At 55.0% G+C, this 24045-nt stretch carries 18 protein-coding genes and 2 pseudogenes; 14 read left to right on the top strand and 6 right to left on the bottom strand.

Going from position 1 to position 24045, the window contains the following annotated elements; translation table 11 throughout:
- Positions 1-6: 6 nt before the first annotated feature.
- Genes AXF15_RS04955 through AXF15_RS04965 form a run of 3 tightly spaced genes read right to left on the bottom strand, consistent with a single transcriptional unit; the run spans position 7 to position 3703 of the window.
- A complete protein-coding gene (locus AXF15_RS04955; RefSeq protein ID WP_066604120.1) occupies positions 7-1344 on the bottom strand; it encodes a sigma-54-dependent transcriptional regulator in 1338 nt (445 codons plus the stop codon).
- On the bottom strand, positions 1341-2561 hold the full coding sequence (locus AXF15_RS04960; RefSeq protein WP_066604128.1) for a two-component system sensor histidine kinase NtrB: 1221 nt from the start codon (positions 2559-2561) through the stop codon (positions 1341-1343). The genes AXF15_RS04955 and AXF15_RS04960 overlap by 4 nt, the downstream gene beginning before the upstream one ends.
- Positions 2561-3703 (bottom strand): iron-containing alcohol dehydrogenase, encoded by a 1143-nt coding sequence (locus AXF15_RS04965; RefSeq protein WP_066604131.1) that lies wholly within the window; start codon positions 3701-3703, stop codon positions 2561-2563. The genes AXF15_RS04960 and AXF15_RS04965 overlap by 1 nt, the downstream gene beginning before the upstream one ends.
- 448 nt (positions 3704-4151) lie before the next feature.
- Between AXF15_RS04965 and AXF15_RS04970 the strand changes: the two genes are divergently transcribed.
- Entirely contained in the window at positions 4152-5333 is a 1182-nt protein-coding gene (locus tag AXF15_RS04970) for an iron-containing alcohol dehydrogenase (RefSeq protein ID WP_066608684.1), read from the top strand.
- Between the two features lie 266 nt (positions 5334-5599).
- Positions 5600-6025, top strand: a complete 426-nt coding sequence (locus AXF15_RS04975) for a TOBE domain-containing protein (protein ID WP_236884831.1) — start codon at positions 5600-5602, stop codon at positions 6023-6025.
- Between the two features lie 122 nt (positions 6026-6147).
- On the opposite strand, the gene AXF15_RS04980 is transcribed toward AXF15_RS04975, so the two are convergent.
- Positions 6148-8355 (bottom strand): heavy metal translocating P-type ATPase, encoded by a 2208-nt coding sequence (locus AXF15_RS04980; protein ID WP_169793600.1) that lies wholly within the window; start codon positions 8353-8355, stop codon positions 6148-6150.
- Between the two features lie 147 nt (positions 8356-8502).
- Here AXF15_RS04980 and AXF15_RS04985 point away from each other — a divergent pair, with 147 nt between their 5' ends.
- Entirely contained in the window at positions 8503-8982 is a 480-nt protein-coding gene (locus tag AXF15_RS04985) for a MerR family transcriptional regulator (RefSeq protein ID WP_066604134.1), read from the top strand.
- A gap of 72 nt (positions 8983-9054) precedes the next feature.
- Here the strand turns inward: AXF15_RS04985 and pruA are convergent, their stop codons facing one another.
- Together pruA and AXF15_RS04995 are read right to left on the bottom strand one after the other, a co-directional pair.
- On the bottom strand, positions 9055-12057 hold the full coding sequence (pruA, locus tag AXF15_RS04990) for an L-glutamate gamma-semialdehyde dehydrogenase (protein WP_066608686.1): 3003 nt from the start codon (positions 12055-12057) through the stop codon (positions 9055-9057).
- Between the two features lie 4 nt (positions 12058-12061).
- Positions 12062-12568, bottom strand: a complete 507-nt coding sequence (locus AXF15_RS04995) for an Lrp/AsnC family transcriptional regulator (RefSeq protein ID WP_066604136.1) — start codon at positions 12566-12568, stop codon at positions 12062-12064.
- Positions 12569-12873: 305 nt separating this feature from the next.
- Here AXF15_RS04995 and AXF15_RS05005 point away from each other — a divergent pair, with 305 nt between their 5' ends.
- The 11 genes and pseudogenes from AXF15_RS05005 to AXF15_RS05045 all read left to right on the top strand — a co-directional run bounded on the left by AXF15_RS05005 (position 12874) and on the right by AXF15_RS05045 (position 24044).
- On the top strand, positions 12874-13137 hold the full coding sequence (locus AXF15_RS05005) for a type II toxin-antitoxin system RelB/DinJ family antitoxin (protein WP_066604141.1): 264 nt from the start codon (positions 12874-12876) through the stop codon (positions 13135-13137).
- Entirely contained in the window at positions 13118-14920 is a 1803-nt protein-coding gene (gene nhaC, locus AXF15_RS05010) for a Na+/H+ antiporter NhaC (protein ID WP_236884832.1), read from the top strand. Before AXF15_RS05005 ends, nhaC begins: the two co-directional genes overlap by 20 nt.
- Before the next feature lie 42 nt (positions 14921-14962).
- Positions 14963-16135, top strand: a complete 1173-nt coding sequence (gene iadA, locus AXF15_RS13415; RefSeq protein ID WP_083517873.1) for a beta-aspartyl-peptidase — start codon at positions 14963-14965, stop codon at positions 16133-16135.
- A 52-nt stretch (positions 16136-16187) separates the two neighbouring features.
- Positions 16188-17591: an aspartate ammonia-lyase gene (gene aspA / locus AXF15_RS13420; protein ID WP_083517874.1), complete on the top strand. Its 1404-nt coding sequence runs from the start codon at positions 16188-16190 to the stop codon at positions 17589-17591.
- On the top strand, positions 17588-18409 hold the full coding sequence (locus AXF15_RS13425; protein WP_083517875.1) for an aspartate/glutamate racemase family protein: 822 nt from the start codon (positions 17588-17590) through the stop codon (positions 18407-18409). Before aspA ends, AXF15_RS13425 begins: the two co-directional genes overlap by 4 nt.
- Before the next feature lie 44 nt (positions 18410-18453).
- Positions 18454-18831: pseudogene (locus AXF15_RS05015) on the top strand (IS1595 family transposase); the annotation flags it as partial.
- A 65-nt stretch (positions 18832-18896) separates the two neighbouring features.
- Positions 18897-19580: pseudogene (locus tag AXF15_RS13430) on the top strand (IS5 family transposase).
- A 128-nt stretch (positions 19581-19708) separates the two neighbouring features.
- Positions 19709-20551 (top strand): Tim44 domain-containing protein, encoded by an 843-nt coding sequence (locus tag AXF15_RS05030; protein ID WP_066604163.1) that lies wholly within the window; start codon positions 19709-19711, stop codon positions 20549-20551.
- A gap of 88 nt (positions 20552-20639) precedes the next feature.
- Positions 20640-21380 carry a hypothetical protein gene (locus AXF15_RS05035; protein ID WP_066604166.1) on the top strand — a complete coding sequence of 247 codons (741 nt, stop codon included), beginning with the start codon at positions 20640-20642 and terminating at the stop codon, positions 21378-21380.
- 345 nt (positions 21381-21725) lie between these two features.
- A complete protein-coding gene (locus tag AXF15_RS05040; protein WP_066604169.1) occupies positions 21726-22658 on the top strand; it encodes an aspartate carbamoyltransferase catalytic subunit in 933 nt (310 codons plus the stop codon).
- A gap of 90 nt (positions 22659-22748) precedes the next feature.
- Complete coding sequence (locus tag AXF15_RS05045; protein ID WP_066604171.1) at positions 22749-24044, top strand: dihydroorotase; 1296 nt, start codon at positions 22749-22751, stop codon at positions 24042-24044.
- Position 24045: the final 1 nt, after the last annotated feature.

The raw sequence follows: 24045 nt of genomic DNA on the forward strand, positions 1-24045 counted from the left end.
GGTTCTCTATCCCAGCCCGTATTCCTCCAGTTTGCGGTAAAGGGTCTTGCGGCCGATGCCCAGAATCCGCGCCGCCTGCGACTTGTTGCCCCCCAGAGCATGCATGACCATGCTGATGTGGGACCGCTCGAGCTCCTCCAGGGTCAGAAAGCCGTCCTTTCGCTCTTCCCGTCCTTCCTGGGGGAAAAAGGGGAGTGCCTGGACGTTGATCAGGTCGTTTTCGGCCAGAATCATGCCCCGTTCGATGATGTTCTTCAGTTCCCGGACATTGCCCGGCCAGGGGTTGTCCATCAGCCGCTGCATGGCTCCCGGCGAGATTTTGTAGGTCCGGCCGTCCTTGGGCAGGGACGCGAGAAAGTATTCCACCAGGGCGGGGATGTCTTCCCGCCGTTCACGCAGCGGCGGAAGTTCCACGCGGAACACGTTGATGCGGTGGTAGAAAGCGTCATGGAAACGCCCGGCCCGCACTTCTTCCGCCAGGTCCTTGTTGGTGGCGAAAATGAAACGCACGTCCACGCAGCGTTCCTCCCGGTCTCCCACCCGCCGGAAATGCTGTGTCTCCAGCAGGCGCAGCAGGGCGGCCTGCAATTCCAGAGTCAGTTCTCCCACCTCGTCGAAGAAGAGCGTGGCCTTGTGGGCCAGAGACAGCAGGCCGTCCTGGCTTTGCCCGGCCCCGGTGAACGCGCCTTTGCAGTAGCCGAAAAGTTCGCTGCGCAGCAGTTCCTTGTCGAAGGCGCCGCAGTTCTTGACGATGAGGGGCTGATCGGCGCGCCTGCTCTGCGCGTGCAGGGCGGCCGCGGCCACGTTTTTGCCCGTGCCCGACTCGCCGGTGAACAGCACCGGGATATCCGTGGGCGCGGCTTTTTCGATCAGAAAACGGACATGCTGCACGGCCTTGGAATGGCCGATGAACTTGGGCGAGGGCTTGTGTCCGGTGCTGTGCCGCAGCAGGTCGTTTTCGCGCTGCAGGCGGACCTTCTGGTAGGCCTTCTCGATGACCTGCTCCATGCGTTCCAGTGAGAACGGCTTGGTGATGTAGTCGTAGGCGCCGTTCTTCATGGCCCCCACGGCGCTATCCACGTCCGCATGGCCGGTGATCAGGATGATGGCCACGTTGGGCATGGTTTCCAGCTGGGACATGAGTTCCAGGCCGTTGGAGTCCGGCAGACGGATGTCCAGAATGATCACGTCGCAGTAGTGCCGGCGCAGGTGCTCCATGGCTTCGGCCGCACTGCCCACGGTGTGGATGGTCCGGCCCGGCGAAGCCATTTCGCGTTCGAACAGCTTGCGGATGTTGGCTTCGTCGTCCACGACGAGGATTTCGATGGAGTTGAAGATGCTCATGCGAGGTCCCGGGATGTTCGGCGGGAAAGGGGAAGGCTGACCCTGAAGATTGAGCCCTTGCCCGGATCGCTGCAGACGCGGATTTCCCCGCCGTGGTTCTGGATGACGTTGTAGCAGATGGACAGGCCGATGCCGATGCTGTGCCCTTTGGTCTTGGTGGTGAAAAAGGGGAGGAAGAGCTTTCCCAGCACCTCCGGTTCGATGCCCTGTCCCGTGTCTTCCACGATGAGCAGGGCGTGCCCTTCCGTTTCCCGGCAGGCGCTGATGGTGATGGTTCCCTCGTCCTCGATGGCGTCCATGGCGTTCAGGATCAGGTTGAGCAGGACCTGCTTCAGGTCTCCCTGAGCGCCCCGGATCACGAGAGGTTCGGGATGCAGGTGCTGAACCAGAGCGATGCCCGGCCGGAGTTTGATCTGGTGCTGGAGAATGCGCAGCGTGTCCTGGACCAGCACGTTGAGATCGAGCGTGTCCAGCTTCATGGCCTTTTTGCTGCTGAAAGAGAGCAGGCTGCCCACGATGTCCCGGCAGCGGTTGCATTCCTCCAGAATGATGCTCGCGTATTCCTCGAAACTGTCCACCATGTCCCGGTCCGCAGCTTCACGGGCCAGATGACGCAGCTTGGGGATGCGCCGCTTCATGGCTTCGGAAAAGCCGCTGATGGCCGTCAGGGGGTTGTTGATCTCGTGGGCTACGCCGGCCGCGAGCAGACCCACGGTGGCCATTTTCTCGGCCTGGTGGAATTTGGCCTGATATTCCTTTTCCAGAGTCACGTCCCGTTTGACGATGAGCACGTTGCGGACCCGGCCCCTGTCATCGAAGATGGGAGACGCCGACACTTCAAAATGCGTGGTCCGGCCGGAACTGGTGTCGATGCGGGCGATGCGGTCCGGCTTGCCGGTTTGCAGGGCGGTGCGCAGGGGACATTCCAGACAGGGGCCCTGACGGTCCCGGAAGACCTCGTAACAGTGCCGCCTTTCGGGGTTCGGGACGTCGAAATACTGGTGAAAGACCTTGTTGGTGTAGAGAATGCGGTAGTCCGGGGAAACAACGGCCAGAATGTCCATGATGCCGTTCAGGATGTCCTGATTTTCCTGCTTCTTGTGCTCCAGCTCTGCGTTGTAGGTTTCCAGCTCGGCCATCTTTTCCTGCACTTCGCGGAAAAATCCGAGCTTGGTGTATTCCGGACCGATGATGTCGCTGAGCTTGGTGGGGCTCATCACCACACCTCCCGGCAGATGGCCAGCAGATCTCCGGCTGTGGCCGGACGCGGATTAGTCAGCAGGCAGGCGTCCCTGACGGCTGTCTCGCAAATCTGGGGGAAGGCGGCATCGTCGTCCACCATTTCCCGAAGCCGGACCACCGCGCCCAGCTCCCGGAAGATCTCCCGGAGGCGATCTATTCCGGCCTGCCCCGTCTGGGCGTCGGAAGACAGCCTCCGGCCCAGAATGATTTCGCCGATGACCGCGCTTTTCCGTTCACAGGCGGGAAGATTGTAGGCCATGACGGCCGGGAGCAGAGCAGGGTGGACCATGCCGTGGGTGGTGTCGAAGAAGCCTCCCAGGGAATGGGCTATGGCGTGACAGGCCCCGAGACTTGCGTTGCTGAAGCTCATGCCTGCGGACGTGGCGGCCACGGACAGGTTCTCCAGAGCCTCCGGTTCCCGGTCTTTGAGAGCGGGGAAGATGTTTTCCAGAATGAGATGGATGGCCTTCAGGGCCAGGGTCTCAGTCAGGGGATGAGCGATGAGGGACACGTAGGACTCCACGGCATGGGCCAGCGCGTCCACGGCCGAAGACAGGATCAGTTTGTCGTTCGCCGTGGACAGCATGTCCGGGTCGATGATGGAGACGTTGGGCGTGAGGGACCGGCTGATGAGGGACATCTTCACTCTGCGCCGTGCGTCGGTGATGATGGCGAACTGAGAAACGTCGGACCCGCTTCCGGCTGTGGACGGCAGAAAGATCATGGGCGGCAGCGGATTCAGGATGAGATTGGCCCCCTCGTAGTTCTGAATGACGCCGCCGTTGCTGACCACCGCGGCCACGCCTTTGGCCGTGTCCATGGGGCTGCCTCCGCCCAGGGCCACGATGACGTCCGCTCCTTCCTCCCTGTACAGCTTCGCGCCTTCGTGGACTTCGGTGTCGCGGGGGTTGGAGCTGACCCTGTCGTAACAGACCCAGCCCAGGCCGGAGCTTTCAAGAACTTCGAAGAGCCTGTGTGCCCATCCGGCCTGTTCCAGGCCGCGGTCCGTAACCACGAATACCCTCTTTCCTCCCAGCTGCCGGGCGTAGAGACCCGTGTAACGCCTGCTGCCGTGTCCGAAGATGATCTCCGGAAGAGAAAACTTGCGGATGTCCATGGCTGTGTCCTGGTTATGCGTTGGTCCCGTTCAACCAGAGGCGGTTATGCGGGACTGTGCAAAAACATGACCGCGCTGCTTCCTCCGGATGCATACGACCTGGAGGTGGCGGGACAAACCATCCGGAATGCCGGGTCCGGACATGTCCGGTTCCGGGAATAAACGTACCCCAGCCTGAAAAGGCGGGTAAAGACTTTTCTTGGCTTGGGGCGGGTGTGTCGTATCGGACCGGAAAACAGAGGATTTTCCGGGTCAGGATGACACATGGAGAGGCTGGCTTCCATTTCGGAAAGATGGTCTGGTCCTCCCCTTCATGGTGGCCGGACCGGCCCGACCGCACGGTCCGTCGGGGCTCGTATTCGCTCTGGCCCTGTTTTTGCCAAATGAGAGGCGGAAAGAGGCAAAGGTCATCGGTTTCTCACTTCTGCCCACATTTGGAGGTACAATCATGGCTGTTCAGGAAATGGTGTACGGTTTTTTTATTCCCAGTGTCACATTGATCGGCATCGGCGCGGCCAAACAGATTCCCGAAAAGGTCAAGGCTCTGGGCGGGAGCAAACCTCTGGTGGTCACGGACAAGGGTATCACGGCCTGCGGCCTGATCAAGCAGATTACGGACCTTCTGGATGCGCAGGGCATGAAGTACGAGGTGTACGATGAGACCGTGCCCAATCCCACGGACAAAAACGTTCACGACGGCGTGGACATTTACAGGAAGAAAAAGTGCGATTCCCTCATTTCTCTGGGCGGCGGCAGTTCCCATGACTGCGGCAAGGGCATTGGTCTGGTCGTGTCTAACGGCGGCAAGATTCACGATTTTGAAGGGCTGGACAAATCGACCAAACCCATGCCTCCGTATCTGGCTGTGAACACCACGGCCGGCACGGCCTCGGAAATGACCCGCTTTTGTATCATCACCGACACCTCGCGCAAGGTGAAGATGGCCATTGTGGACTGGCGGGTGGCCCCGGGCGTGGCCATCGACGATCCGAACCTGATGGTCGGCATGCCTCCGGCCCTGACCGCCGCCACGGGCATGGACGCGCTGACCCATGCCGTGGAAGCCTACGTGTCCACCATGGCTACGCCCATGACCGACGCCTGCGCCCAGAAGGCCATCGAGATCATCTCGGAATTTCTGCGCAAGGCCGTGGCCAACGGAACGGACATAGAAGCCCGTGAAGCCATGTGTTTCGCACAGTTTCTGGCAGGCATGGCCTTCAACAACGCAAGCCTCGGCTACGTGCACGCCATGGCGCACCAGCTTGGCGGCTTCTATGATCTGCCGCACGGCGAGTGCAACGCCATCCTGCTGCCGCATGTCTCCAGGGCCAACATGAACGCCAAGATGGAGCGTTACGCGGCCATCGCGAAATTCATGGGCCGCTACACGGACGGCATGTCCTTCCGCGTGGCCGCCGAAAAATGCTTCCAGGGCATCGAGCAGCTTGCCAAGGACATCGGCATCCCCGAGGGGCTGGTGGCTCTCGGCAAGAAATATGGCAAGGACGTACGCAAGGAAGATATCCCGGTCATGACGGCCAACGCCCAGAAGGACGCCTGTGCTCTGACCAATCCGCGCAAGATGAACGATGCTGATGTGGCGGCCATTTACGAGGCGGCCATGTAGTAAGCGAAAAGACCGGCGGAATCAGGCGATATGCGCTCCGACGAAGGATGGATTCTCGAACTGGAAGAGACCGTGTGGGCGTACAGCGGTCGGGAGGGGTTCCCGGGAGAATACCCGCCGTCTTGATGACTCGCGACGGGAAAGAAGAAATCCGGAGACGCTCTTGCGTCTCCGGATTTCTGTCTTATAGACGTCTGTCCCCCCGGCGCCGGTACGGGCGCCGGGGCCAAAGTAAGCAAGAAAATCTATCATTACAGGAGAATACAATGAAAACATCCGCCCGCAACATGTTCGTCGGTCAGATCAGCTCCATCCGTCAGGGCATGGTAGTGTGCGAAGTGGAACTGACCACGTCCTCCGGCCTCAAAATCGTTTCGGCCATCACTAAGGAAAGCCTCGAAACGCTGGGCCTGGCCCAGGGCAAGACCGTCACGGCCACGGTCAAGGCTCCGTGGGTAGTCCTGGTCAAGGACGGCAAGGACGTTAAAACCAGCGCACGGAACAGGTTCTGCGGCAAGATTTCCGCCATCAGCAAGGGCATGGTCGCCGTGGAAGTCGTGGTGGATCTGCCCGACGGTACCAAGGTCACATCCCTCATCACCGACGGCTCGGCCACATCGATGGATCTCAAGGTCGGCGACGAGATCTGCGCCCTGGTCAAGGCCTTTTCCGTCATCCTGACGGTGGAATAACCTCCCTCCACTGCCCTTTGGCTTTTCGTACCACACCCGGCCGCCCTGAATTTCAGGGCGGCCGGGTTTTTCTTTGTACCGGGAACGGATTTTCCGGATTCCCGGAAAGCAGCGGCATTCCCTCAGGCGCGCAGAAGGCGCAGGCCGTTTACGAGCACCAGCAGGCTCACGCCCATGTCGGCGAATACGGCCATCCACATGGTGGTCTGGCCCAGAAAGGTCAGGCCGAAAAAGACCGTCTTGATACCCAGGGCCAAGGCGATATTCTGGGTCAGAATGGCGTGGGTCTTCGCGGAGAGGCGGAGAAACACGGGGATTTTACGCAGATCGTCGTCCATGAGGGCCACGTCGGCCGTTTCGATGGCCGTGTCGCTTCCGGCCGCAGCCATGGCAAAGCCGATATCAGCCCTGGCCAGGGCCGGAGCGTCGTTGATGCCGTCGCCGACCATGCCCGTCCGGCCGGGCAGTTCCGCTACGGCGGCCAGTTTGTCGTCCGGCAACAGTTCCGCCCGGAAGCGCTCTATGCCTGCCTGAGCGGCGATGCTCCGGGCCGTGTGCGCGTTGTCTCCGGTCAGCATGACCGGGGTCACTCCCAGGGCGCGTATTTCGGCCACGGCTTCCCGGGCCGAGGGCTTCAGGGTGTCGGCCACGGCGAAGAGCGCGTGGACTCCTTTTTCGTTCATGAGCAGGACCACGCTTTTTCCGGCTTCCTCCAGCGGAAAAATCCGGGATTCCAGTTGCGGGGAGCACAGGCCGCATTCCTCCACCATGCGGTGATTGCCGAGACTCCAGACCATGCCGTCCATCACGCCCTGAATACCCTGTCCGGGAACGGCGGCGAACTCGGAGATCTCCCGCAGGGACAGGCCTTTTTCCCGCGCGGCCAGAGCCACGGCCGCCGATACGGGATGGTCCGACCGGGCTGCCAGACTGGCCGCCAGCCGCAGACCTTCTTCCCCATCCACGCCGTTTATGCCCTGAACATCGATGCATCGAGGCTGACCCATGGTCAGAGTGCCGGTTTTGTCCAAAGCCAGGGTGGAGATTTTGCGCCCCAGCTCCAGAAACGCGCCGCCCTTGATCAGGATGCCCCGGCGGGCGGCCGCGGCCAGCCCGCTGACCAGGGTCACGGGAGTGGAAATGACCAGAGCGCACGGGCAGGCTATGACCAGAAGCACCAATGCCCGGTAGATCCAGTCCAGCCAACCCCCGCCGAGCAGCAGCGGCGGCAGTGTGCCTGCCAGCACGGCCAGACCGAAAACCAGCGGCGTGTAAACTTCCGCGAAGCGGTCCACAAAACGCTGGATGGGCGCGCGGCCGCCCTGGGCCGATTCCACCGCGTGCAGAATGCGGGACAGCGTGGAGTCGGCGGCCAGAGCCGTGACCTCGTATTCAAAGGAGCCCGCTTCGTTGATGGTGCCCGCGAAAACAGCGTCGCCCGGCCCTTTGTCCACGGGCAGGCTTTCTCCGGTGATGGGAGCCTGGTTGATGCTGGAGGCGCCCTCCAGAATGCGGCCGTCCAGAGCCACGCGCTCTCCCGGCCGGACCCGCACCCGGCTGCCCACAGCTATGGTCTTGGCGTCCCGCTGGGCCCATTCGCCTTTCTCATCGAGGACCGTGGCCTGTTCCGGAGCCAAGCTCAACAGTTCGCGGATGGCCCCGCGCGCCCGGTGCAAGGCTCTTTCCTCCAGCATTTCAGCCAGGGAAAAAAGCACCATGACCGTGGCCGCCTCGGGCCAGTGGCCGATGAGCAGGGCGCCTGTGGCCGCGCAGGACATGAGGGCGTTCATGTTCAGATTTCTGTTCTTCAGGGCGATCCAGCCGTTTTTGTACGTTCCGAGTCCACCCAGCAGAATGGCCGCCAGGGCGAGACCCAGAACCAGCCAGTCCGGCCCTGAGGCGAATTCGGCCGCCTCCGAACCCAGAGCCAGGAGTCCGGCGGCCAGCACGCGCTTCCACGGCAGAGCCGGAGCTTCCGCCGGCTGCTCCCGCTCCGTCCGTGCGCCCATGTTCAGGGATTCCAGCACCCTGGTGATGGCTTCAAGGGCTTCAGGGGCGTGTCCTATACGCACCGTGCGCCGCATGTGATCGAAATGCAGGCCGTGCACGCCGTCCATGCCATCCAGCTTTTTGCGGATAAGAGCCGCTTCCGTCGGGCAGCACATGCCCGGCACGTGAAAAAGCGTCTGGCAGGCGAAATCCTCCAGAGACGCCGGATTTTCTGGCTCGGCAGCCGGACCGGCCGGGGCTTCGTGGCAGCCGCAGCCGGAACACGAGCAGGCCTTTTCCATTGTGGGCAGGGTGAAGTTTTCAAGTTCGAGTTTCTTCATAATGCGTCTCCAATACCGCTTCCGAAGGCGGATATGGCCTGGAATCCGCCGGTTCGCGTCGGTGAAAAGTCCGGCCGCAGGGTTTCTTTTGACCAAGGTAATGTCTCAAGCTACTTGAGGGTCAAGTCTTTTTTTCGGAGGCGGCAAATGAAGATTGGAGAACTGGCCAGACGCGCCGGATGTCAGGTGCCCACTGTCCGCTACTACGAGCAGGAAGGGCTTTTGGGAGCCCCCCGGCGCACGGAGCAGAACTATCGCGTGTATGGCGAGGAGGATGTGGAGCGGCTGCAATTCATCCGCCATTGCCGGGAGCACCAGATTTCCCTGGAGGAGATCAGACAGCTCCTCGATTACCGCGACGAACCCAGGCGGGACTGCACCTGGGTCACCGAGCTCATTGGCACGCGTATCACGGCTGTGGACAAGCAGATACAGTCTCTTGTCCGGCTCAAGAAATATCTGGAGGAACTGCGGGGAAAATGCTCCGGCGGCGGCTCGGCGGGGGGCTGCGGCATCATGCGCAGTCTGGGCGACATGGCCCTTTGCCCCTGTTCCGGCGGCAAAAAAGGCCCGGCGCAATCGTGCGGGGAACCGCAAGGAAAGAAGCCTGCCGAGAACGGCGGCTAGCCCTCTGAAAAAAACGGGAGATGCAGAACAATGTTGCTGCATCTCCCGGTGGGCCTGGGAGGTTATCTGGTCTCAGGCGATCCAGTCGTCATCCGCCTCGATGGGCGCGAAGCCCCGGCGCATGGTGTTCTCGCAGATCACGCGCGGGTCCATGAACTGGAGCAGATAATCCGGCCCTCCGGCCTTGGAGCCGATGCCGGACATGTGGAAACCGCCGAAGGGATGGCGTTCCACCAGCGCGCCGGTGGAGCCCCGGTTCAGATACAGATTGCCCACATTGAAGCGGGCGGAGGCTTTTTCCAGATGCCGGGGACTTCTGGAAAACACGGCCCCGGTCAGGGCATAGGCCGTGGAGTTGGCCCATTCCAGAGCCTGATCGAAATCCCTGACCTTCATCACCGCCAGAACCGGCCCGAAGACCTCCTCCTGGGCGATGCGGTGCTCCGGCGTGATGCCCTCCACGATGGTCAGGGGTGCGTAGTATCCGCCTTCGGGCACGGCGCTCTCGAAAAGAAGCCGTCCTTCCCGCTTGGCCAGTTCCGCGTAGTGCCGCACGTTGTGCAGCGCCTTTTCGTCCACCACCGGCCCCATGAAGCAGGCCGGGTCTTCGGCCGGGCCGATGGCCAGGGACCGGGCTCCTTCGGTCAGGCGGTGGATGAATTTTTCATAGATCGGCTCCACTACGATGACCCGTGAGCAGGCCGAGCATTTCTGGCCCTGAAAGGCGAAGGCGGAATGCAGGACCTCGCGCACGGCCTCGTCCAGATCCGCGTCATCGTCGATGATGATGGCGTTCTTGCCGCCCAGTTCGGCGATGACCCGCTTGATCTGCTTCTGGCCGGGATGGACCGTGGAAGCCTTGTTCAGAATGCGCCGTCCCACCTCCAGAGACCCCGTGAAGGCGATGACGGCGATGTCCGGGTGCTCCACCAGATAGTCCCCCATGACCGAGCCCCGGCCGGGAACATAGTTGAACACGCCGTCGGGCAGCCCGGCTTTGCGGAAGATTTCGGCCAGGGTGAAGCCTACCACGGAAGACGGGCCGGCGGGTTTGTACAGCACCGGATTGCCCGTCACAATGGCAGCGGAGCTCATGCCGCAACTGATGGCCAGGGGAAAATTCCAGGGTGCGATGACGGCCGCGATGCCCTTGGGCTGATAGACAAGGCGGCTCATTTCTCCCGGAGCCCGGCCCATGCGCGCCGGAGCGCCGAGGCGGATCATTTCGCGGGCGTAGTATTCCAGAAAATCGATGGCCTCGGCCACATCGGCCTGGGCCTGGTCGAACTGCTTGCCCACTTCCAGCGTCTGCCAGGCGGACAGGGCGTAAATATCCTTGCGGGCGATTTCCGCGGCCCTGATCAGATACGCGGCGCGCTCCGCGGGCGGCAGGGCTCTCCAGCCCGGCGCAGCTTTTTGGGCGGCCTCGATGGCCAGGTCGATTTCCCTGGTGGACGCCTGGCAGACATCCCCGATGAGTTCCCTCGGGTCGGCCGGATTGACCGATGGCAAAATATCGTCGGTATACACTTCCCTGCCGCCGATGATGAGCGGATATTTCCGGCCGAGCCGGGCGCGGACCTGAACCACGGCGTCCGTGAAGGCCCGCCGCACCGGCTCCCGCGTGAAATCGGCAAAGGGCTCGTTCTCGAAGCGGCCGGTCTCCCGGCCGGAAGACGTACCGGGGGCTGCGTGCTCCTTTTCCCGCCCGGCCGTCAGGAGCGGGTTTTCCAGCAACCGTTCCATTTCGGTCTCTTCGACGAAGGATTGCCGCAGGAAGGATTCGTTGGCCGTGTTTTCCAGCAGGCGGCGGACCAGATAGGCCATGCCGGGCAGCAGATCGCCGTAAGGCGCGTAGAGGCGCACGCGCCGGGCCACGTTGAGGAGGCCTTTACGCACGGGCTCGGCCATGCCGTAGAGCACCTGGAATTCATAGCGGCTCTCGGGCACGTTCAGGCTTCGGGCCGTTTCCATGACGGCGGAAATGGTGCGGATGTTGTGCGAAGCGCAGCCGAAATGGCAGATGTCGTGGTTTTCCAGAATAGTTCTGGCCAGCCGCTCGTAGGCCGCGTCGCTCTCGGCCTTGACGGTCCAGACGGGAATATCCCAGCCGTTCTGCTTGGCGATGACGGTCTCGGAGTCCCAGTACGCGCCCTTCACCAGACGAATGGATATAGGCAGATTTCTTTCTCTGGCCCAGGTCAGCAGATCGGCCAGATCACGGTCGGTGTCCTTCAGATAGGCCTGAAGCACGATGCCCAGATGCGGATAATCGCGGAATTCGTCGCTGTCGCGCAGGCGGCGGTACGCCTCCAGAGTAATGTCCTTGAACTTGTACTGCTCCATGTCGATGCGCATGAAGCCGTTCATTTCCCGGACCTTGCGCAGAATGGGCGTCAGACGGCCGCAGATACCCCGGACGGAGCCTTCGAAATCCTTGGGCGAGGCCTGGGAAAAAAGCGCCGTGGGCTTGACCGAGATATTCACGCGCGGAGCGTGCCCCCAATCCATCTCCTGTCCGCCCAGAGCCGGCCAGGCGGCGTATTCGGTACGCAGAGCTTCCAAAAGCTCCAGATATTCCCGCAGGTAGGCTTCGGATTCCTCCTCGCTGACCGAGGCTTCGCCCAGAATGTCCACGGTGAAAGCGAAGCCGTCCTTGCGGATTTTCTTCAGGTTTTTGAGGGCGCCGGCCGTATTCTCGCCGATGATGAACTGCCTGGCCATGCCCTCGATATTGGAGCGGATGGCCTTGGCCACCAGCCCGGCGGCCAGCTTGCTGCCCAGCCCGGAGCCCATGGCTCCGGCGCCCAGCCTGAGCACCTTGGGGACGTCCTGACCGTCTCCGGCGAAGTATTCGTCGATGTGCCGGGTCAGCGACTCGGACGTGTTCAGGTAGGGCAGCACGTCCACGAAGCGGAAGAGCTGAATCTTGAAATTCTCGTTTTTCATGGACCAGTCCATGACTTTGCCTGTCCACCAGCCCTTGTTGAAGATGGAAGGAGCTTCGCCGGAAATGCTGACGAAAAATTCCTTCCCGCGCTCCACAATTTTTCTGTCCAGACCTGCCAGATCCATCATGTCACTCCTTTTCACGCGGCAAGCCGTGCCCCGCCTTTCTGGATTGTTTGGGACGGACGAAATCCAGGGGCAACGCCTGGGTTTCCTTGAGGGTTTCAAGCACCAGCGTGGTCCGGCTGTCCTGCACGCCGGGGATTTCGCCGAACTTCTTCATGAGCAGCCCCAGGGTGTCGGTGCCGCTGATCCTGGCCTTGACCAGATAATTGTATTCACCCGCGATCCAGTGCACTTCCTGTACTTCCGGAATGGCGGCCAGCAGGCGGCCGATGTCCGTGCCGCCCACGGAATCGGTGGTCTTGACCTGGATGAAGGTGGACAGGCCCAGACCCAGTGCCTTGGGATCCAGACGCGCGGCAAATCCGAGGATGACGCCCCGGCTTTCCAGCTTCCTGACCCGCTCCAGCACGCCGGACGGAGCCATGCCCACCCGCCGGGCCAGATCCGCATTAGTGACTTTGCCGTCTTCCTGAAGAATATTCAGTATCTGAATGTCTATGCTGTCAAACATCTTCATCTTCTCCCGGATGACGGAAGATAATTTCTGAATAAATTTCAGTCAACGAACATAGGCAAAGCACACTCAATCTGAAAACAGGCTGGACCTGAGCGGACAGCGGTCCCTTGAAAGGAGAGGTAAACTCCGTTCTGATCGTTTTTTGGACAAGAACCTTGAGATACATTTTATCTCCTTGATCAACTAGGGGTACTCTGTAACGCATGATTTTCCCCAAAATACCTTTTACAAATTTTCTCTAAATATTGACAACATGTCTCAAAAGAGATACGTTTTGAGCAAAGAACCAAGGAGAAAAAATGGCAAGCATAATGGTGCACATACGTATAAATAAAGAACTCAAGGAAGAGGCATGCACAAACCTTGAGCTCATGGGTTTATCTCTTTCGGAAGCTGTTCGTTTACTGTTGGTTAGAATCGCAACAGAGGGGGCTCTACCCTTTGAGGTCCGAGTCCCCAATGTCAAAACAAAAAGTGCTATGGAGTCCGCAAAAGCTAATGATCTAATTGAGTTTAGTTCTTTTGAGGAGTTGATGTCGGGCAATGATGAAAAGAAACTGTGAGGCAACAAATATTTTTAAAGAAGATTTGGAAAGGTATAAAAACAACTTGGAGGTATTGAATAAAATTAAATATACACTAGAAATATTAGCTAATGATTTAGAAGTATTAAATGGACTTTTTTTCTATCCCATTTCAAATATTAGTGATTCATTTTATGAATGTAAAGCATCCAAAGATATATTCATTATTTACAGAAAATTACCTCCCCATAAAATACAGTTTATAAGAGTAGGAGAAATTAAAGACTTCGAATGCCGCATGGACGACTATACTGTTGGATTTAGTGTGTCATGTGCGTCTATTCCACATTGGGAGAAATGTCAATTTTATAGAAATGAAAAATTTTTACCCGAGGAGCTGAGCATGAAAGCGCATCACAAGCCAACTCTTTCATTTTCTTTAACTGCCTTAATCACTGTTGTTGGGATTATTTCTTGTGGGATGATGTTTTTTGATTTGAAGCTGCATGTCCTTATGCTTGCGTGTTGGCTTGTGGTCGCCTTTTTTGCTCGCTGTCTGGGTTATACTTATGCAGAACTTGAGGTCGGAGCTTATGAACTCATTCAAAGGGCTATGGGGGCCGTGATTATTCTCATGTGCGTCGGGGCTCTTATAGGGGCGTGGATATCGGCGGGCACAGTTCCAATTATGATTTACGCCGGATTAAAAATAATAACTCCAAAGCTCTTTCTAGTAACAAGCTTTATACTATGTTCAATCACATCTCTAACCACGGGTACTTCTTGGGGAACTATTGGAACCGTCGGCTTGGCTTTAATGGGAATCGGAGCTGGTTTAGGATTTGACCCAGGGCTGACCGCTGCCACAATCATTTGTGGAGCATATTTTGGAGACAAAATGTCTCCATTATCTGATACAACGAATATGGCCGCTGCAGTGAGTGGTGTTCCGTTATTACGTCATGTCCGTCATATGGCAAACACTATTGCTCCAGCATTTATCATTTCAATTATTCTTTATGGCATAATGGGATTCAAATATAGCGGAGGAAGTGTTGATTCCAGCCAACTGAATAGTATTTTGGCAGGTATTAGTGAAAATTTTCCTGTCGATTTCGTGCCTGCACTGCCAATGCTTCTGGTTTTATTTCTTCTCATTCGTCAAACAAATCCAGTAGTTGCCATCGTAGGAGGCGCCCTGTTCGGTGTCTTTATTGCTGTATTTTATGTAGGAATGGACCTAAAAACTGCCTTTAATTCAATGTGGGATGGATACAAAGGAGAGTTTTCCGATCCTATTCTAATGAAGCTACTCAATAGAGGTGGAGTCATTAGCATGCTTAATATTGCGGCATTGGTTATTTTTGCTTGCGGTCTTGGCGGCATGCTTCGTCATATTGGAGTTGTTGATGCTATACTCAGCCCAATAGCAAAAAAAGCAAAATCTGGTCTTTCACTTGTTCTTTCGACTTTGATTATAGGATATGGTAGTCTAATGCTGACCGCCTCATGCTACTTTAGCATAGTTCTTAATGGGACTCTGATGGCCCCTCTTTTTCGGAAACAAGGATTTCGTCCAGAAAATTGTTCCAGAATTGTTGAGGATGCAGGCACTCTCGGAGGACCACTTGTTCCTTGGAGTTCCAATGCTCTCTTTCCCATTGGCATGCTGAGCATTTCATATATTGAATACCTTCCTTACTCTTTTCTTTTATATCTCACTCCTTTAATCTCCATTAGTTATGCTATGGTTAAATTTAATATGCCAAAATTAACGCCTCAAGAAATGAAAGAGTACGAGGAATCGGGGAAGAATGATTAGCGCCTTTAAATAGAAAACATTATTTTATAAAAAGGAGATATTATGTCTTCAATCCTTATAAAAAAAGTTGATGTGTATTCTCCTGAACCTAAGGGTGTCATGGATATTCTCATTATTAATGAGCAAATTGTTGCTCTAGATTCAAAGATTAATCTGCCGAGATGGCTCTCAGAAACTAAAGTTATAAAAGGAGATAACTTAAAAGCTGTTCCAGGGTTCATAGATGCCCATGTTCATATAACTGGTGGAGGCGGAGAGTCCGGATTTTCATCTCAAGTTCCTCCTGTACAATTATCAACTCTGATAAAATCGGGAATCACTACTGTCGGCGGGCTGCTAGGGACAGACACTGTTACTCGTAATGTAGCATCTGTTCTGGCAAAAGCAAATTCCTTGTACGAAGAAGGTATCTCTTCATTTATAGTATCTGGGGGATACCCGATAGAGTCTCCTACAATTACTGGAAATATTCGCTCAGATGTTACTTTTATTGAAAAAGTGAGAGGAGGAAAAATTGCTCTATCTGATCATAGAGCTTCCCCTGTATCTCCTGAGCAACTACTTTCACTTGGAATAGATATCCGGGTAGGTGGAATGCTTAGAGGATTTGCTGGTATGTTAATTATGCATATAGGATCAGGTGCAGAATGTCTTGATATAGTATTTCAAGTTCTTGACAAATCACCTTGTCTTGGGAGACATTTTATCGCAACACATATCAATCGAAACTATAAACTACTTAATGATTCTATTAAATTAACAAAAAAAGGTGGATATATGGATATATCATCTGGGCTTAATACAAGCACCATTGGCTCTGAAGCAATAAAGCCTTCCACTGCTATATTCTATGCTTTGGAAAATGGTGCTGTAAAAGAGAATATCCTTATGAGCTCCGATGGAAATGGAAGCGCTGCCAAGTATGGTAATGATGGAAGTGTAAATGGTCTAGTCGCATCAGATCCAATGTCTATATATTATGAATTTATTGATTGCATAAAAGAAGGACTTACATTAACAGAAGCTCTTTCTCCAGTAACTCGAAATGTAGCAAAAGCATTTTCCTTTTTCCCAAAAAAAGGAACAATCTCTGTTAATTCAGATGCAGATATTTTATTGCTAGATAAAAAATTAGATATAAAAACTGTTATATCCAGAGGGGCTGTCATGATGGATAATGGTGTTTTTATTAAAAAAGGAAGTTTTGAAAATTGAAAATATATTTGACAAGGCAGAGCGTAAACAAACTTTCTTATTAGGATGAAAAATGTATACACGTATAGAGCATGATTTTTTAGGAGAATTGGAGATTCCTCAAAATGCTTACTATGGTATTCAAACAGCCAGAGCTATGCATAACTTTCAAATTACTGGCCAGTCAATTGCAAGCATTCCTGAATTAATTATAGCCCTTGCTCAAGTGAAAAAAGCTGCAGCAACTGCAAATGTTCGGTTAGAGGTGCTAGAAGAGGACATTTTTTCTGCTATCTGCCAATCCTGTGACGAGATTATTTCGGGAAAATGGCATGACCAGTTTCCAGTTGACTGCATCCAGGGAGGAGCTGGAACTTCAACAAATATGAACGCTAATGAAGTTATTGCCAATAGATCTCTTGAGATTATGGGATATGAAAAAGGTGAATATCAGTATTGCCATCCAAACAATCATGTTAATTGTTCCCAATCAACTAATGATGTCTATCCCACTGCTTTGAGAATTGCACTTTATTCTAAGCTGGCTGGGCTAATATCGGCACTTTGCTATTTACAAAAAGGATTTCTTCAAAAAAGTAAAGAATTTACAGATGTAGTAAAAATAGGCAGAACTCAGCTTCAAGACGCAGTCCCGATAACATTAGGCATGGAATTTTCTGCATATGCAACTACATTGGAAGAAGATATTAACCGACTTAATGAGGCCCGAGAACTGCTTCTTGAAGTCAATATTGGAGCGACAGCAGTAGGCACGGGGATTTGTTCTCCTTCTGGTTATTTTCCCTTAGTGGTTCAGATTTTAGCTGAAGTCACAGGACACGCTATTGTCCCGTCAAAAAATCTTGTTGAGGCAACGTGGGACACAGGTGCTTATGTGCAAATTTCTAGTGTTCTTAAGCGTACAGCGACAAAAATATCAAAAATATGTAATGACTTACGTTTGCTATCTTCTGGGCCTCGAGGAGGGCTTAATGAAATTATTTTGCCGCAAGTACAGCCCGGTTCTTCTATCATGCCCGGGAAAGTAAACCCGGTGATACCCGAGCTTGTTAATCAAATATGTTTTGATATCATCGGCAAAGATGTGACTATTTCCATTGCCTCAGAATCTGCACAACTTGAATTGAATGCAATGGAGCCTATCATTGCTTTTTGCTTATTTAATGGGATAGATCACTTGACTCGAGGCATAATAACATTACAAGATTTATGTATTTATGGAATAAAAGCAAATAAAGAACATTGTAAACATATTTTAGAAAAAAATATTAGCAGTATCACTACACTAATCCCTTTTTTAGGATACGAAAAAGCCACAGAAATAGCTAGAGAAGCATCAAAATCCAACCTATCTATCTATAATTTTATTATAGAGAAAAAAATTATAGACGAAAAAATATTAAAGGATATTTTTTCTCCAAAAAATATGCTACATCCATATACAGTAAAAAAATGAATGATGTATTTATAAAAATAAATATGGATAATAAATTAAAGATGATTAAATATTCTAGATCTATAGGAATTGTTGGCGGTGTCGGACCTTATGCGGGTATTGAGCTGGCAAGAAAAATTCTTCTTGCAACAAAAGCATCATCTGATCAAGAACATATCCCTATATTACTTCATTCACGGCCTAATTTAATAATGGATAGAACATCATTTCTTATGGATAGATCCCTCGAAAATCCAGGATTAATTCTTGGAGAGATAATGAGAGAGCTTGCAATGAATGGTGCCGTAGTAATAGGAATGCCTTGCAATACAGCACATAGCCCTGCTATTCTAGATACAGCTCTCTCTAAAATAGAAGATATTAAGGAGAAAACTTTTTTTGTTAACATGATATCATCTGTTGTAGAATATATTTCACAATATAGACATATAAATAAGGTAGGAATATTGAGCACAATTGGAACTTATCAGGCAAAAATCTATCAGGATGCTTTTATAAAAAAAGGAATAACGACAATATTTCCGTGTGAAAAAGGGCGGCGCTTCGTCCAACAGGCTATCTCAAATAGAAAATTTGGCATTAAAGCCGTATGCTGTCCGCCGACAGCACAAGCTAAGAATATTTTGCTGGAGCAAGCCAGACTCCTTATACAAAAAGGGTCTCGGATTATCCTTTTAGGATGCACAGAAATTCCTTTAGCTTTAACAGAAGACTCTCTTGATTCAGTACCGTTTATTGATCCAGCGGAAATTCTTGCAGAAAAACTTATTTCTGTTTTTGATCCGGAAAAAATATTAAAGAAGGAGAGGAGTATATAATTTTGATCCTAGACTATCAGGCTATCGTCTGACAGGCCAGAAAAATTTTTGAAAACAGCAAGTTAAGCCGATGCAAAGTCGAGAAAATTATCGAATGCTTTTGCATCGACATTGATGCTACCAATCTATCCCTGAAGCTGAACAGAAAGACTGTGAACAGGTATTTTCTGGCCTTCAGGCGGTTGATTTATCTCCACCAGGTATCCAAAAAAGAGCAACTACTGGACGTAGTTGAGGTTGATAAAAGCTTCTTTGGCCCCGCCCGGGTTCGTGGGTGGCCCGGCTCCAGAAAAAGAGGAAGGGGCACGCTTAAACAGCCGGTCCTCGGCATCTATAAGCGTGACGGAACCGTTTACACAGAGCTGGTCACGGACTGCTCAGCCAAAACGCTTCAGGCCATCATCAGAGGCAAGGTTTTACCTAGGTTCAGGCCTCATTAATTGCAAAAATGAGGCAAGTTGTTTAGCTGTGCTCAAAGGAGGATGTAATGAGCCAGCTTTTCTACCTTTCTGCCGAACAACTCGAGCGTATCAAGCCTTTCTTTCCACTTTCACACGGTATTCCACGCGTCGATGACCTGAAAGTCATAAGCGGCATCATTTATGTCATCAAACATGGCCTGCAATAATATTTTTACCGAGCTGGCAAAAACAGCGGGAAAAGATGGACGATTGATGATCGATGCGACCCACCTCAAAGCCCATCGTACCGCCGCAAGCTTGCTCAAAAAGGGGCTCTTTCCCGCTGCATCGGACGCACAAAGGGCGGTCTGAACTCAAAACTCCATGCTGTTTGCGACGGTCACGGCAGGCCCCTGGCCATGACGCTCACAGAAGGCCAGGTGAGCGACTACAAAGGAGCCGCCCTGCTTATGGACGCCATAGATGCTTTGCCTGAGGCCAGGGAGCTTCTGGCGGACCGTGGTTACGACGCCGACTGGTTCCGTGGCGCCCTGCTCGCCAGAGGCATTACGCCCTGCATCCCGCCCAGAAGGAGCCGGAAGAGACCCATCTCTTACGATAAAAATCTGTATAAACAGCGGCACAAGATCGAGATCATGTTTGGCAGGATCAAGGACTGGCGCAGAATTGCCATGCGTTATGACCGTTGCGCGCATACCTTCTTTTCAGCTCTGTGCCTCGCGGCTTCCCTCATTTTCTATCTCAATTAATGAGGCCTGAGCATAGGGCCTTTATTTTTTCCTCTGACTTCTCCCGCTGTTTCCCCGAATGCTCTTTCCTCTTTTAATTTCAAGGCCGACACCTTATAGCAGCTGGAAAAACGACTGATGGAGGAGCTGTGAAGAAAATTTTGTTTCTTATGGCGCTTGCCCTTTCCCTGAGCCTGACTGTCCTCACACTGCCCGATTCGGCGGAGGCCAAGCGTCTGGGCGGGGGGCGGTCCTTCGGCAGCAAACCTGCGTATTCCCAGAAGTACCAGAAATCTTCTCCCCAGCAGCCCAATCAGCAGGGCGCTCCTCAGGCCGCTCCCACAGGAGGCCGGGGACCTTTCGGTGGGCTGCTTGGCGGTCTGCTCGCGGGCGGACTGCTTGGTTCTCTGCTCTTCGGAGGCGCTTTCAGCGGTATCGGCCTTCTGGATATTCTCCTCATCGGCGGCGGACTTTTTCTGCTTTTCCGTTTTCTCCGCAGCCGCCAGACGGCACTGGAAACACCGGGCGGTTTTCAGCCATCAAGAGAACGACAGTCCTCATGGGACGCGCTGCGTTCAGCCCCTGGCAGTTCCGCTCCTCGCCATGCATCGGCCGTTCCTGCGGGTTTCGACACGGAAGAATTCCTGAGAGGTGCGAAGACCGCCTACACGCGCATGCAGGATGCCTGGGACAGGCGGGATCTGGAAGACCTGCGGCAGTTTACTTCCCCTGAGGTGCTTGCCGAAATTCAGACTCAGGCCGAAGAAGATCCGGCGCCGGGCAATACGGAGATCCTGCTGCTTGAGGCGCAGCTTCTGGAAGTCAAATGTGTGGGCAATCAGACTGTGGCGACTGTGTTTTTCGATGCCATGTTGCGGGAAGATTCTCCGGCTGCCCCGGCCCAGCAGGTCCGGGAAGTCTGGCATTTCAGCCGATACGAGACCGGCGGCAATTCCCATTGGGTGGTGGAAGGCATTCAGCAGATGGCGTGATGGCGGTTGGTTCCCGGATGTATGGCGATGTCTCGCTCGCGTGGTCCGGAATTCCAGAAACTTCTACAGAAACATAAGGAATCAGAACATGAAAAGAATCATTTTCCTGGCCATGTCACTGTGTTTTCTGGCGGTCTCCGCTTCGGCGGCGACTCCCGAGGAGACTCTGAAGCTTCTGATCCTGGGGAACCAGAAATATGTTCTGGAGAATGCTCTGGATGACGGCTTCGTTGCCACGGTTCTGACGGATTCCACCCTCAGGACTTCTCCGGACACTCTTTTCGGCCTGCCCGAATCGCGCCTGAAAACAGTCCGGACTGACGACGGGCTCCCCGCCGAGGGCATTACTCCCGTGATTATCGTGCTGGGTGAGGACGAGGCAAAGGTCTGGAGTGCCTATGCCGGCGTGCTGAAAAAGTCCCCGGCCCTGATTCAGGCGGTACTGAAAGGGCAGACATCCGTTCTCGGTGCGACGCTGAATGCCGAAGACGGTTCGGTCGACATTCTGGGGCCGCATCCTGACCTTCTCGTCATGGCCGGGCAGTATATTCTCGGCAAGCCTGTCCAGGAAAGCGCTTCGGAGAATGCGGAAGCCGTGCCGGAGGAATCCGGTAAGGAGGAGTCGAGCAAAGTCGAGCAGGAGCCGGTTCAGAAAATCGAACAGGAGGCCGGTCTGGAAGAGAAAGAAACATCCGCAGCCCGGAGCACTCCGGCCTCGGAGGAAGTTCAGGCTTCCAGCGGAGGATCGGGATTTTTGGGCGCGTTGCTGTCTGTGGCCGCCATCATCGGCATTGTCATCGTTTTGGATAAGACGGTCCTCAAGTCCTGAGCGGCTCCTGTCCATTTTGCGGCGTGTGTGCAAACCATGCGCCGCCCTGCCGTTTTTCGACCGGCACTCTTCGGATGCTCCGATATGTGACAGGGGTGGGTTCTTGACCCTTTCGTGTGTGCTTATGTATGCGTAAACGCACGATCTTTCCGATCGCCCGGATGATTTGTGTTGCCGATAAGTGCTTCATGTATGAAGGGAACATTTTTTGTTGAAACCTTCATATCCGGATGTCTGCGTTTGAGTATGCTTTGAAGATTTCAAAACAGTTGAAACGGGGCCTGACCCCGGCGTCGTGCGGGGCAGCGTTTCACGAAACAGCAATACCCGCCAGGGACATTTTTCATGAACTGGAAGCATAAGGATCTGCTGGAGATTTCCCAGCTCAATCGGGAAGAGATTGAACATGTCTTCCAGACGGCGGCCCGGTTCGCGGAGGTCAATCAGCGGCCCGTGAAGAAAGTGCCCGTACTCAAAGGCAAGAGTGTGGTGCTCTTTTTTGCCGAAGACTCCACCCGGACCAGAACATCCTTCGACATGGCAGGGAAACGGCTGTCCGCCGACACATTCGCCCTGAGCAAGACCGGTAGTTCCCTGCAGAAGGGCGAGAGCCTGAAAGACACGGGACTTACCCTCCAGGCCATGAATCCGGATGCTATCGTCATTAGGCACTGGGCCAGCGGCGCCGCCCGTTTTCTGGCCGAACGCCTGCGCTGTTCCGTCATCAACGCGGGCGACGGGTGGCACGCGCACCCGACTCAGGCTCTGCTGGACGGCTTTACTCTGTCCCGGGTCTGGGAATCCTTCGAGGGCAAAACCCTGTGCATCTTGGGTGACATCGCCCACAGCCGCGTGGCCCGGTCCGATGTGGAGCTTTTCACCATGCTCGGGGCAAAGGTGCGGCTGTGCGCGCCCAGGACTCTTCTGCCCGCCGGAGTGGCCGCATGGCCCGTGGACGTGTTTTCCGATCCGGCCGCGGCCTGCGCCGGAGCTGACGCCGTGATCTGCCTGCGCCTGCAGCTGGAGCGGCAGCAGGCCGGGCTGCTGCCGGATTTGAGCGAGTACGCGGGCACCTACGGCCTGGCCTCCCGGCATCTGCGGGATGCCGCGCCGGACGTGAAAATCATGCACCCGGGCCCTATCAATCGGGGGCTGGAAATCAGTTCGGAACTGGCCGACCGGGCCGAGAGCCTCATTCTGGATCAGGTGGCCGCCGGAGTGGCCGTGCGCATGGCTCTGCTGCACCTGTATCTGTCCGGCCCCCGTTCGCAGGACTGAAAGTTATGATGGACACCAGCAGCAAACGGATCGGAACGCCGCCCTGCCGGATTTCGGAGGATATGGAAAAATTGCGTGCCGGAGGCTGCCATGCCGCAGATTGAGCTGACTGTTCGCAATGTTTTCTGGCAGGGCCGTGCGTGCGACCTGCTGGTTTCCGGGGGCCGTGTTCTGGAGCTGACAGAACCCGGACGCGAGACCGCTCCGGGAGCCGCCATGGTGGACGGCGGCGGGCTCATGCTGCTGCCAAGCCTCATCGATGCCCACACGCATCTGCGCGAACCCGGCCAGGAGTATAAGGAGACCATCGTCACCGGGCTTGCCGCCGCCGCCGGAGGCGGTTTCGGTCAGGTCATGGCCATGGCCAACACCAGTCCGGTCAACGACTCGGGCGCGGTCACCAGATTCATGCTGGACAGGGCCCATGCCGCACAGCCCCACGGTCCCTGGTTGCGGCCGGTGGGCGCTCTGACCGTCGGACTCCGGGGCAAGGAACTGTCGCCGATGGCGGAACTGGCCGCCTCGGGATGCGTGGCCGTGTCCAATGACGGCCTGCCCGTGGAAAATACGGAAATTTTCCGCCGGGCCATGGAATATGCAGCGGATTTCGGTCTGACTGTCATCGACCACTGCGAAGATCCCTGGCTGGGCCGGGGCGGCTGCATGAACGAAGGTGAGGTTTCCGGACGGCTTGGGCTGAAGGGCGTGCCCACCGTGTCCGAGGCCATCCAGGTGGCCAGAGATATCCTGCTGGCCTCCTATCTGGATCTGCCTATCCATCTGGCGCATATCAGTTGTCGGGAGTCGGTGGAACTCATCGCCCGGGCCAAGGAGCGCGGCATTGCCGTCACTGCCGAGACCTGCCCCCACTATCTGCTCTGGGATGAAACCCTGGTGGAGGGGTATGATCCCCGTGCGCGGGTCAACCCGCCCCTGCGCGCGAAAGACGATGTACTGGCCCTGCGGCAGGCCGTACGCACGGGAGTGATTGATATCCTGGTCACGGACCATGCTCCTCACGCGGATCATGAAAAGGACGTGACCTTCGCCGATGCGCCGAACGGTATTTCCGGGCTGGATACGGCCCTGTCTCTGACTTTCAGGCTGGTGCGCGGCGGCGAACTGGACAGCGCCGATCTTGCCCGGCTGTGGTGCTGGCAAACGGCGGAGATTTTCCATCTGCCCGGGAATCGGATGCGGCCGGGAGACCCGGCGGACTTCATATTGTTCGATCCTGAGCGGTCCTGGATGGTCACATCGGAATCCATGCTCTCCAAAGGCAGGAACACGCCGTGTCTGAACCGGGAAATTCCGGGCCGGGTGATGGACCACTATCTGGGCGGGATCTCCGTGTTCTCCAGGCGGGAGGCCCCGGACGGACCATGAT

Source organism: Desulfomicrobium orale DSM 12838 (genome assembly GCF_001553625.1).
GTDB lineage: Bacteria > Desulfobacterota > Desulfovibrionia > Desulfovibrionales > Desulfomicrobiaceae > Desulfomicrobium > Desulfomicrobium orale.